Origin of the sequence: Methylobacterium oxalidis (assembly GCF_007992195.1) — a bacterium.
GTDB lineage: Bacteria > Pseudomonadota > Alphaproteobacteria > Rhizobiales > Beijerinckiaceae > Methylobacterium > Methylobacterium oxalidis.
Genome location: NZ_BJZU01000169.1, coordinates 1 through 10,789 on the forward strand (window position 1 = coordinate 1; position 10,789 = coordinate 10,789).

9 protein-coding genes are annotated in these 10,789 nt (G+C 73.5%); 6 read left to right on the forward strand and 3 right to left on the reverse strand.

The window, feature by feature from the left end; all coding sequences use genetic code 11:
* Positions 1 to 400: 400 nt before the first annotated feature.
* The 4 genes from MOX02_RS27970 (at position 401) to ettA (ending at position 3,763) form a co-directional block, all read left to right on the forward strand.
* Positions 401 to 655 (forward strand): hypothetical protein, encoded by a 255-nt coding sequence (locus MOX02_RS27970; protein WP_147029068.1) that lies wholly within the window; start codon positions 401 to 403, stop codon positions 653 to 655.
* Between the two features lie 50 nt (positions 656 to 705).
* Positions 706 to 1,554, forward strand: coding sequence for a DNA/RNA non-specific endonuclease (locus tag MOX02_RS27975; protein ID WP_147029069.1), 849 nt, complete (start codon positions 706 to 708; stop codon positions 1,552 to 1,554).
* Between the two features lie 12 nt (positions 1,555 to 1,566).
* On the forward strand, positions 1,567 to 1,842 hold the full coding sequence (locus MOX02_RS27980; protein WP_147029070.1) for a hypothetical protein: 276 nt from the start codon (positions 1,567 to 1,569) through the stop codon (positions 1,840 to 1,842).
* Between the two features lie 268 nt (positions 1,843 to 2,110).
* Entirely contained in the window at positions 2,111 to 3,763 is a 1,653-nt protein-coding gene (gene ettA, locus MOX02_RS27985) for an energy-dependent translational throttle protein EttA (RefSeq protein ID WP_147029071.1), read from the forward strand.
* 27 nt (positions 3,764 to 3,790) lie between these two features.
* On the opposite strand, the gene MOX02_RS27990 is transcribed toward ettA, so the two are convergent.
* The 3 genes from MOX02_RS27990 to MOX02_RS28000 are packed head-to-tail and all read right to left on the reverse strand — an operon-like array spanning position 3,791 to position 6,750.
* A complete protein-coding gene (locus MOX02_RS27990) occupies positions 3,791 to 4,642 on the reverse strand; it encodes a formyltransferase family protein (RefSeq protein ID WP_147029072.1) in 852 nt (283 codons plus the stop codon).
* Positions 4,642 to 5,409 carry an SDR family NAD(P)-dependent oxidoreductase gene (locus tag MOX02_RS27995; protein WP_147029073.1) on the reverse strand — a complete coding sequence of 256 codons (768 nt, stop codon included), beginning with the start codon at positions 5,407 to 5,409 and terminating at the stop codon, positions 4,642 to 4,644. Before MOX02_RS27995 ends, MOX02_RS27990 begins: the two co-directional genes overlap by 1 nt.
* Before the next feature lie 33 nt (positions 5,410 to 5,442).
* Positions 5,443 to 6,750 (reverse strand): capsule polysaccharide biogenesis protein, encoded by a 1,308-nt coding sequence (locus tag MOX02_RS28000; protein WP_147029074.1) that lies wholly within the window; start codon positions 6,748 to 6,750, stop codon positions 5,443 to 5,445.
* A 340-nt stretch (positions 6,751 to 7,090) separates the two neighbouring features.
* On the opposite strand from MOX02_RS28000, the gene MOX02_RS28005 reads away from it, so the two are divergent.
* Positions 7,091 to 9,037 (forward strand): capsular polysaccharide export protein, LipB/KpsS family, encoded by a 1,947-nt coding sequence (locus tag MOX02_RS28005; RefSeq protein WP_147029075.1) that lies wholly within the window; start codon positions 7,091 to 7,093, stop codon positions 9,035 to 9,037.
* 13 nt (positions 9,038 to 9,050) lie between these two features.
* Complete coding sequence (locus MOX02_RS28010; protein WP_147029076.1) at positions 9,051 to 10,556, forward strand: LTA synthase family protein; 1,506 nt, start codon at positions 9,051 to 9,053, stop codon at positions 10,554 to 10,556.
* Positions 10,557 to 10,789: the final 233 nt, after the last annotated feature.

Here is a 10,789-nt window from a genome sequence, read left to right on the forward strand (position 1 = left end):
AGAAAGTGTCCTGACGTGCCAATGCTCTGTACCCGCTTGCTCGTCCCTGACATCGACCCGAAGGATGCCGCGTCGCCCCTGCCGCCGGCATCGAGTCACCGCAGCGATCGATGAGAATTTCGGTCCTATATACCGATCTCGCCCAGCATTGCCACGGCATGGCTCCAATGCCCGTGATCGGCGCAACCGGTTTTAGCTCTCCACAGCGCCGGTTTCAGCGTCCATGATTGCGGACCTGCCCGCGCCGGGCCCCGTGGACGACGCGGAGCGCGTGCAACCGGGAGTGCGGCACTTATGAACGGGCGGCGCGACGATCAATGTTACTCGGTTCGATTTCCCTACCCGGTTCTCTGCCCGGCCGGCGCGGCGCGCGCCCGCGGCGCCCGATGACCCGCGCCCGATGACCCGCGCCCTCCTGCCCGCCTGCCTCGCGGCCGCGGCCCTCCTCGCCGGCGCGGGCACGGCCGCTTCGGTCGAGTCGCGCAGCTCCGAGATCACGTTCGCGTGCGACTTCCTCGGCCGCTGCCCGGTCCAGGCCTCGCCCGGAGCGCCCGACCGTGACGTGCAGCCCTTCGAGGGCAGCCTCGGCCGCCCCTGCGGCTGGCGCTGGCGCGAGACGCCCTCCGGCACCCGAAAGGTCCGCGTGTGCTACTGAGCGCTCGGGCCGCCGCCCGGCCGGCCCCTATCGTTCTCGTCGCAGCCCTGATGGCGGCTCCGGCCGCCGTCGCGGCCGAGTTCGGGGACTGCCCCGCCCGCTTCCTCGACGGCGCGCCGCCCCGTCTCACCAACGCCAAGCTCTCGCAGCGGACGCTGCCGCTCTGCTTCGACGCCTTCGCGGTGCTGCACTCGGGCGTGTCGCGCACGCCCCTCTACGCGGCCGAGCACCTGACCCGGGCAAGCGTCGCGGCGGCGCGTCGGGTCGACCGGGAGGACGCGTTCCACGACGAGGACCGGGTGCCGCCGGACGAGCGCGCCCGCATCGAGGACTACGTCCGCAGCGGCTTCGACCGCGGCCACATGGCGCCGGCCGGCGACATGCCGAGCGCCGAGGCGCAGGCCCAGTCCTTCAGCCTCGCCAACATCGTCCCGCAGAACCGAGCCTTGAATCGTGGGTTGTGGTCCGCCATCGAGGAGAGCGTGCGCCGCCTCGCGAGCCAGCGGGGGGAGCTCTACGTCGTCACCGGGCCGGTCTTCGAGGGTGATTCGGTCGAGGCGATCAAGGGGCGGGTCCTCGTCCCGACCCGGATCTACAAGGCGGTCTACGACCCGAAAAGCCGCGAGGCCGGCGCCTACCTCGCGCCGAACGACGGGGAGGGCACGTGGCGCCCGGTCTCCCTGCGGACGCTTTCCGCGGAAGCCGGCATCGACCCGTTCCCGACCCTGCCCGAGGGCGTGAAAGCTGCCGCCATGGACCTGCCGGAACCGCGCGAGTTCTCCCGCGGCGAGCCGGGCGAGCCGCGCCGCCCGGGCGACGACTGGCAATCCTGGCTGAAATCGGAGCTGCTGCGGGCGCTGCAGAAGGCGCTGCGCGACGCCCTCCGCTCCATCTTCTAGGGAAGCTCCACCATGCCGCGCCGCACGGACAAGCCCGCCTTCACCCCCTTCGCCGACGAGACGGCGGTGCGGAACGTCGGCGGGCTCTCGATCGAGAACGGCACGGCGCGCATCGCCGTGCACGGCCAGGTCGAGATCACCCGCGACCGGGCCGGCCTCGCCCAGGCGCGCGACCTCAAGCGGACGGTCGACGCGATCGTGCGGGCGCTCGGGGGCGCCGACCTGCCGGAATCGGCGGGCGCGGAGGAGGCCGAGCCGACGCGCAGCGTGCGCAATCCCTTCGGCTGAGCCCGCCCGGCGCCGCCGGGAGGACACCGCCGGAAGCCCGCGCGAGGGGAGGCGAATCGTCCCCCGTCCCGGCCCCTGTCCTTGCCCGTGCGGGGCGGCCCTGATACTCGGGCCGGATCATCACAAGGGACGATAGCGCCGCGCGCTGCCCCGGAGCCGGGGTGCCGAGAACCGGATCGATGCTTCGGATCGATCGGCGGGCGCTCCGTCCCATTCCCATCCGCGGCGCCGCGCGCCGCACGAGACCGCAAGACGCAAGGACACGGCGATGGCCCGCGAATTCATCTACCACATGCGGGGTCTGACCAAGACCTACCAGGGCGGCAAGAAGGTCCTGGAGAACGTCAACCTCTCCTTCTACCCGGACGCCAAGATCGGCGTGCTCGGCATCAACGGCGCGGGCAAGTCGACGCTCCTGAAGATCATGGCCGGCATCGACACGGAGTGGACCGGCGAGGGCTTCGTCGCCCAGGGCGCCCGCGTCGGCTACCTGCCGCAGGAGCCGCACCTCGACCCGACCAAGACGGTCCGCGAGAACGTCATGGAGGGCGTGGCCGCGAAGCAGGCGCTGCTCGACCGCTACAACGAGCTCGCCATGAACTACTCGGAGGAGACCGCCGACGAGATGACGGCCCTCCAGGACCAGATCGAGGCCCAGAACCTGTGGGAGCTCGACTCGAAGGTCGACCAGGCCATGGAGGCGCTGGGCTGCCCGGGCGACGAGCAGCCCGTGGACAAGCTCTCGGGCGGCGAGCGCCGCCGCGTGGCGCTGTGCCGGCTGCTCCTCTGGGAGCCGGAGCTTCTCCTCCTCGACGAGCCGACCAACCACCTCGACGCCGAGACCGTGAACTGGCTCGAAGGGCACCTGCGCCAGTACCCGGGCGCGATCCTGATCGTGACCCACGACCGCTACTTCCTCGACAACGTGACGGGCTGGATCCTGGAGCTCGATCGCGGCCGGGGCATCCCCTACGAGGGCAACTACTCGGCCTGGCTGGTGCAGAAGCAGAAGCGCCTGGAGCAGGAGGGCCGCGAGGACATGGCCCGCCAGCGCGCCATCTCCCGCGAGCAGGAGTGGATCGCGGCCTCGCCGAAGGCCCGCCAGACCAAGTCCAAGGCCCGCATCACGCGCTACGAGGAACTCGTCGCCAAGCAGCAGGACAAGGTCGACGCCACCGCGCAGATCGTCATCCCGATCTCGGAGCGGCTCGGCCAGAACGTCATCCAGTTCGAGGGCCTGAACAAGGCGTTCGGCGACCGCCTGCTCATCGAGAACCTGTCCTTCAAGCTGCCGCCGGGCGGCATCGTCGGGGTGATCGGCCCGAACGGGGCGGGCAAGACCACCCTGTTCCGGATGATCACCGGCGCCGAGAAGCCGGATGCCGGCAAGATCGAGATCGGCGACAGCGTGAAGCTCGGCTACGTCGACCAGTCGCGCGACGCCCTCGACCCGAAGGCCACGGTCTGGGAGGAGATCTCGGGCGGCAACGACGTGATCTACTTCAACAAGCGCGAGATCAACTCCCGCGCCTACTGCGCGGCCTTCGCCTTCAAGGGCGGCGACCAGCAGAAGAAGGTCGGCACCCTCTCGGGCGGCGAGCGCAACCGGGTGCACCTCGCGCGGACCCTCAAGAGCGGCGCCAACGTGCTGCTCCTCGACGAGCCGACCAACGACCTCGACATGGAGACCCTGCGGGCGCTGGAGGAGGGGTTGGAGGATTACGCGGGCTGCGCGGTGATCATCAGCCACGACCGCTGGTTCCTGAACCGCATCGCGACTCACATCCTCGCCTTCGAGGGCGACAGCCACGTCGAGTGGTTCGAGGGCAACTTCTCGGACTACGAGGAGGACAAGAAGCGCCGCCTCGGCGCCGATTCGATCCTACCGAAGCGCCTGAAGTACAAGAAGTTCAGCCGCTGAGGCCGCGGCTGTTCCGGAACCCGGCCCCTACGCGTTGAGGGAGGCCGCCTCCCTCAGGTCGCGGGCGTCGGTGAGCTTCAGGCCGCGTCGGCGCAGGTCCCGCAGCATCGCCCGGTCCGGGAACGGGCAGTAGGGCAGGCTCGGCACCGCCCGGCCGGGCGGCAGCCGACCCTCGCGCGACGCGGCGTCGAGGACGCCCTCCAGGAGGTCGCGCCCGCGCGCGTGCAGCAGCACCGAGGCCCGCGTCGCGGTGACGTCGGGGGGCAGGCGCACCGCCTCCTGCGCCAGGATCGCGCCGGTGTCGATCGCGACGGCGAGGTGCTGGACGGTGACGCCGAAGGCATCCGGGCCATCGCCGAGGGCGTGGATCGTCGGGACCGGGCCGCGGTGGCGCGGCAGCAGGCCCGGATGCACGTTGAGCCCCCCGAGGGGGACGGCGGCGAGCGTCGCCGCGGAGAGGATCTGGTCGAAGTGGAAGGTGAGGATGAGGTCGGCCCCGTGCCGCCGCAGCGCCTCCGCCATCTCTGGCCCGTTCACGTCGTCGACCGTCAGCGTCGGGATGCCGAGGCGGCGGCAGAGGGGAGCGAGGGGCGTCGCCTCGGGCGCCTCGCCCGCCCCCGAGAGGCGCCGCGTCACCGGCGCCAGCGGCCGCATGAGGTCGGGCAGCCCGAAATTGACGCCGAGATAGGGCAGGAAGCCGGGGCCCGAGCGGGCGAGGTGGCGCCGGATCTGGCCCGTGAAGCCGCCGGTTGCCGGCCGCTCGGCGTTCGAGAGGCCGACGAGGGCGATCTCGGCGGCGTGGTCGGCCACGAACCCCCGGAGCGCGCGGGCGTTCGGCAGCGCCTCCAGGGCGAGGACGGCGAGGCGGGGCCGCGCCATCAGCGGCGCTTGCGGATCTGGAAGCGGAAGCCGTGCATGCCGAGCCGGCGCAGGCGCTCGGGCAGCAGGCCGGCGCCGCGCGCGCCCGCCGTGAGCAGCCAGGGGAAGGCGATCACGTCGCGGTCGCGCTCGAGCCCGCGTGCGATGCGCGCGGCCGCCTCGTCGGCGCTCATCTCGAAGGGCCGCCAGCCCTTGTAGTCGCCCCCCATCGGCGTCTTGACGTAGCCCGGCGTGATGACGTTGAGGCGCACGCCCGTGTGCCGGATCTTCTCGCGCAGGGCGAGGCCGTGGGCGAGGAGCGCCGCCTTGGTGCCGCTGTAGGCCGGCGCGTCGGGCAGCGGCGCGTAGGCCGCGAGCGAGGAGAGCAGGGCGATCTGTCCGCGCCCCCGCGCGAGCATCAGCGTCACGCAGGGCATGGCGACGTTGAGCGCCCCGTTGAGGTTGACGTCCACCGTCTCGAAGGCCGTCTCCTCCGTCTCGATGCCGCCGGCCGGGTGGCCGCCGTTGACGCCGGCGTTGACGATCACGAGGTCGAGAGGGGCTCGCGCGTCGAGGTCGCGCAGCCACGCGCCCACCCTCGCCCGGTCGCGCACGTCGAGGGGCGCGGTCTCGACGGTGGCGCCGCTCGCCCGGCAGGCCCGCGCCACCGCGTCGAGACGTCCGGGATCGCGGGCGTTGAGGATGAGGTGGTTTCCGGGAGCGGCGTAGCGGCGGGCAAGCGCCGCGCCGATGCCGCTCGACGCGCCGGTGATCAGGATGACGGACATGGCCCGCCTGCTACCCCCGGCGGGGGTCCGCGATCAATAGACGGGTGCGAACCGCCCGTCCTCCGCGCCGCCCTCGCGGGCCGCGCGCGCTGCGGCCACCATCGCGTCCGGCAGGCTCGACTCGATGCGGGGCACGGCGCCGGCGACCGCCCGGTCGATCGCGCCGCGGGAGAAGAAGCCGCCGTTCACCTGGGTCCGGTGGAGCACGACCCGGCGGAAATCCCGCATCAGGCTCATGTCGGGCGGGGTCGGGTCGGTCCAGAAGCTGTCGAGCCCGGACCGATGGGTCAGGCCCTCCATGTTGTAGATCGCCGTGCCGGTGGCGAGCGTCGGCCGGCCCATCTCCAGGGAGAGCATGCCGACCGTGCTGTTGACGATGACGACGCCCCGCGCGCCCTGGATCAGGCTCGGCAGGTCGCCGCCGTCGATGAAGTCGAGCCGCTCGCTGACGCCGTGGCGGCGGGCGGAGGCGCGGGCGAACTTGCGCCAGTTGATCAGGCCGCTGTCGAGCGGGTGCAGCTTCACGAGGAGGCGGGTCGGCGCCACCGAGCCGTCCGCGAAGGACTTGATCACCCGGTCCATGAAGCCCTCGACCCCGAGGAAGGGGGAGTGGACCCGGATCTGGTAGTCGCTGTCGAGCTGCAGCGGCAGCAGGAAGTAGTCGACGCCGACCGCCGTGTAGATCTCGTTGCAGCGGATCGCCTCCCGCCGGGTGCGGCCTCGGCGGACGAACTTCTTGATCCAGCCCGCGTACTCCGCCGCGATGTGGCGGGGCCGGTGGGTGCGGAAGTTCGGGTAGAGGTAGGGGAAGCCGATATTGGCGATGTTGTAGGCCACGTCCCAGAGGCCGCGCCGCGCCATGTTGCCGGTGGAGGGCATCGCCCGCCCGGGCTGTGGCAGGCGGCGGGCGAGGTCGCGGACCTCCTGGGCGGTCTTCGGCAGGGAGGAGTGGCCGTTCACGCCCCCGAGCTCGCAGGTGATCCAGTTCGGCCGGATGTAGCCCTCCTCGAACACGTGCACCCGCAGGCCCCGCGTGCGGGCGACGTCGCGGGCGGTGACGTGGTAGGGCCGGCAATCGCCGAACAGCACGATGTCGGTCACCCCGTGCCGGGCGACGTAGGCGTCGAGGTACCCCTCCCAGCCGTCGCGCTGGCCGCGGTAATGGTCCGAGGGGAGGGGCCAGAACAGCCAGTCGCCCGCGCAGAAGTTGATGCGGCGCACCGCGTGCCCGCGCGCCTTCAGGGCGCGGCCGAGGTCGGAGAAGAAGGGCGAGGCGATGCCCTGCAGGAAGAGGAAGGTCGCGGGGCGATCGGGTGAGGCGTCGGGGCGAGGCTGCAGCATCACGAGGCGCTTGTCCTTCACCGGGCACGCAGGCCCAGGCCGTCGGTCCGTCGTCTGAGGTCGCACAGGCCCGGTGCGCCCGCAACGCGGGCCCGGGCGCGACGACCGTGAATCTGTGCGACCGTGGCCCGCCCGCAACGCTGGCCGCGGCGGCCTCCGGTGCGTATCGGGTAGGCGGCAAACACGGCGAGCATGTGTCCGCGCCATTCCGTCATGCGGCGGTCGCGCGCAGCCTGTGAATTGCGCTAATAACCCGGTCCCGGACGGCGCGGCGCGCCTCGCCGGCCCCTGGACCTACGGGAACGGCTCCGGCCCGGAGCCGTCGCGGCGTAAACCTGAGATGCAGCCGAACGCACCCCCCGCGTACTTCGCGACCGGCCCGACCGTCGCGCGGCTGCGCACCGAGATCGAGGCCGCCACCGGCGCGCGGCCCGCGCGCGCCTGGAGCGCGGGGGCGGCGGGCGCCGTCTGGGGCCCCGCGAGCCCGGCCGCCCGCCTCCTCGACCGCGCCGGCCGCCCCGGCCTCGTGGTCGGGCCCGGCCCGCTGCTCAGCCCCTACGACAATCCCGCCACCGGCATGGCGAGCCTGCGGATCGGCCACCGCGGCGCGCCGGTCGGCGGGCAGGTCCCGGCGGGCGACCTCGCCGGCGCCCTGCGCCGGCTGCGGCTCTACGGGCGCAACCGCTTCCCGCCGAGCGCCGGCGTCACCCTCGACGACGTCTTCGGCGGCCGCCCGGCGCCCGCCCTCGTCCTGGCGGACGGGTCCGCGGCGGCCTCGCCCGCGCGCCTCCGCGCCCTGGTGCGCCGCGTGCTCGCGGCCCGCCCGGGCGAGCGCCTCGTCGTCGCGGGCCCCGACGGAGCGCCGGGGATCGCCCGGGACCTCTCGAGCCGCCTCGCGGTGCTGAGCGACCCCGTGAACCCCTGGCTCCTGTTCGAGCGTGCGGCGCGGGTCTACGTCGACCGCTGGGAGACGGGCTGGGGCGCCCGGCTCGCGGGCGCCGAGACGGTCTGCCTCGGAGGCGGCGAGGCCCCCTCGGACGCGGCGCTCTTCGTCGCCGCCTTCGGCGCGGGCGTGCACTACTTCGATCCCTGGACCCGCCGGCCGGTCGAGGCCGCGCAGGCCCTCGACCACGTGGCGTGGCTGCGCGATCGCTTCGCCGGCAACGACCGGCGCATCGTCTACGTCGGCGTCTCGGGCTGGAAGCGTCCGGCCCTCGACGTCTTCGCCGCCGGCCCGCACGGGCCGCCGATCCACACCATGAGCGCGGAGGACGCGGTCGCCGCCGGGATACTGCACCAGGCCCGCATCCGGGTCTGGGCGACGCGCGAGCCCGCGCATCTCGAGGCGCGCTGCACAGAGGTCGGCCTGCCGCTCGCCCGGGTCGAGGACGGCTTCCTGCGCTCGGTCGGCCTCGGTGCCAGCCTGCAGCCGGGCGCCTCGATCGTGGTGGACGACCACGGCATCTACTACGACCCGCGCCGGGAGAGCGGCCTCTCGGTCCTGCTCAAGCGCAGCGCCTTCCCGCCGGACCTCGTCGCCCGCGCCGCCCGCCTGCGCGAGGCGATCGTGGCGCGCCGCCTCAGCAAGTACAATGTCGGCCTCGACGTCTCCGCCCTCGACCTTCCCGAGGGCAAGCGCCTCGTGCTGGTACCGGGGCAGGTCGAGGACGACGCCTCCGTCATGTACGGCTCGCCGCATGTGCGCTCGAACCGCGAGCTGCTGCGCGCCGCCCGGGCGCGCAACCCGGACGCACTGATCCTGTTCAAGCCGCACCCGGACGTGGAGGCGGGCTTCCGCCCCGGCGCCATCCCCGAGGCCGAGGCGCTGGCGCTCGCCGACCGGATCGTCGGCGGCCTTAGCATCGTCGATCTGCTCGACCGGGTTCACCACGTCGAGACCATGACCTCGCTCGCCGGCTTCGAGGCGCTGATCCGCGGGCTCACGGTGGCGGTCCACGGCCGCCCCTTCTACGCGGGCTGGGGCCTGACCGAGGATCTCGCCCCGAGCGCGGATCGCGGGCGCCGGCTCGGCCTCGACGAATTGGTGGCGGGCGCGCTCATCCTCTACCCGCTCTATCTCGACCCCGTGGCGAACAAGCCCTGCACGCCCGAGCGCCTGCTCGACCGCCTCAGCGCGGCCCGCGAGGCGGCGCCCCGCACGGCGCTGTCGATCGGCCGCCTCGCCCTGCTGACGATGCGGGCCCGCTACGCCGTCCTGAACCCGATCGTGCGCCACCTGCGCGCCCGCCGCGGCGTGAACCGCGGACCGGGCGGCGGGCAGCGCTAGGATTGCCGGACCGGTGACGACGCTCCTCCTCGCGCTCCTCGTCGCGCTCGCCCTCTCCCTCGCCGTCGAGGCGGCGGAGGGCGGTCCCTTCCGGCCGATCAGCCTGCGGCCGGGCGACCTCTCGGTCCGCCTCGCGGCCTACGCGCTTCTGACGCTGTTCTGGCTGGTGTTCTCGTGGCGGCCCTGGCTCGCCGCCGCCTCCTGCGTCCTGACCGTGGCCGGCCTCGCCGTCGTCAGCCAGCTGAAGCGCGGCGTCATCGGCGAGCCCCTGGCCTTCAGCGACTTCGCGCTGCTGCCGCAGGTGCCCCGCCACCCGGATCTCTACTACACGCGGCCCGTCACCGACCCGCGCATCGGGCTGCCGCTGCTGGCGGCCCTCGCCGTCGTCGGCCTCTGGTTCTGGCTGGAGCCGACGATCCTGCCCGGCCGCGCGCTGCCGGCCCTCGCGTGCGTGCTCGGCCTGCCGCTCCTGCTGGCGGGCCTCGAGCTCGCGGCGGAGCGGGCGCCGCTGGCGGGATGGATCGCCGGCCGTTTCCCGCGGCCCGACATCGAGGCGGATGTCGCTCGCCACGGGCAGCCCGCGACGATCCTCGCCTACTGGCTGCGCTGGCGCGCGACGCGGGGCGCCGCGGTCGCGGCGGGCCTGCCGGCGCCGCCGCCGGCCGGGCCGGACGACGTGCTCGTGGTGATCCAGCTCGAATCCTTCATCGACCCGACCCGTCTCGGCGGCCCGCCGCTGCCCCTGATGGAGACCGTGCGGGGGCAGGCCCACCAGTACGGCCGCCTGCGGGTGCCTGCCCACGGCGCCTACACGATGCGCACCGAGCACGCCGTGCTCACGGGCCTCGACGCCGAGAGCCTCGGCTTCGGGCGCTTCGACCCCTATCTCAGCGCCGGCGGGCGCGAGCCGACGAGCCTCGCCCGGCTCGCGCGCGCTGCCGGCTTCGACACCGCCTTCGTGCACCCGTTCCACCGCGACTTCTTCCAGCGCGCCGCCGTGATGCGGGCCTTCGGCTTCGAACGGCTGGTGATGGAGGAGGATTTCGCGGGTGCCCCGCGGGTCGGCCCCTACGTGGACGACCGGGCCTTCGGCCGCCGGATCCTGGCGGAGGTCGCGGCGGCGCGCGGCCCCCTGTTCCTGTTCGGGGTCACGATGGAGAACCACGGCCCCTGGAAGCCCGGCCGCCTGCCCGGCCTCGACGACCCGCTCGCCCAGTACCTGCACCACGTCGTCCACACCGGGGAGATGGTGGAGGAGCTGGTCCGCGGCCTCGCGGGCCGGCGGGCGACGCTCTGCGTCTTCGGCGACCACGCTCCCGCCCTGCCGACCTGCCGGCCGGGCTTCGGCGACACCGCCACCGACTACGCGATCTTCCGCTTCGGCGAGCCGCGCGGGCCGGCGCCGGGCCGCGTCGATCTCACGGCCGACGCCCTCGGCCGGCTCCTGCGCGCCGCCTGGGCGAACCCCGCCCGCGGGCAGGCCGAGAGCCGCGCGAGCGTGGCCGTGCCACGGTCGTGACGCAAAGTCGGCCGATGGCTGGGCGGGCGGCCGGCCGGGAATGAAGACCCGATCGCGTCCGTGCTCGGCCGCCGCGTGGTTGAGCCACCGTTAAACGGATGTCAGCGTTTGGCGCGCGAATGTCGCGCGCGAAGGCTCGGCCCGCCTCGCGGCGGCCGGACGGAGATGAGTACATGCTGCGTATCACGGCGCTCTCCGCGCTGACCGCCTGCCTCGTCGGCGGCTGCCAGCTT

What these genes read in the sequence shown, in the direction of transcription:
- MOX02_RS27995 (WP_147029073.1), bottom strand. Translation starts at nt 5,409, where the DNA reads ATGTCCGTCATCCTGATCACCGGCGCGTCGAGCGGCATCGGCGCGGCG.
- MOX02_RS28000 (WP_147029074.1), bottom strand. Translation starts at nt 6,750, where the DNA reads ATGCTGCAGCCTCGCCCCGACGCCTCACCCGATCGCCCCGCGACCTTC.
- MOX02_RS27990 (WP_147029072.1), bottom strand. Translation starts at nt 4,642, where the DNA reads ATGGCGCGGCCCCGCCTCGCCGTCCTCGCCCTGGAGGCGCTGCCGAAC.
- MOX02_RS27970 (WP_147029068.1), top strand. Translation starts at nt 401, where the DNA reads ATGACCCGCGCCCTCCTGCCCGCCTGCCTCGCGGCCGCGGCCCTCCTC.
- MOX02_RS28005 (WP_147029075.1), top strand. Translation starts at nt 7,091, where the DNA reads ATGCAGCCGAACGCACCCCCCGCGTACTTCGCGACCGGCCCGACCGTC.
- ettA (WP_147029071.1), top strand. Translation starts at nt 2,111, where the DNA reads ATGGCCCGCGAATTCATCTACCACATGCGGGGTCTGACCAAGACCTAC.
- MOX02_RS27980 (WP_147029070.1), top strand. Translation starts at nt 1,567, where the DNA reads ATGCCGCGCCGCACGGACAAGCCCGCCTTCACCCCCTTCGCCGACGAG.
- MOX02_RS27975 (WP_147029069.1), top strand. Translation starts at nt 706, where the DNA reads ATGGCGGCTCCGGCCGCCGTCGCGGCCGAGTTCGGGGACTGCCCCGCC.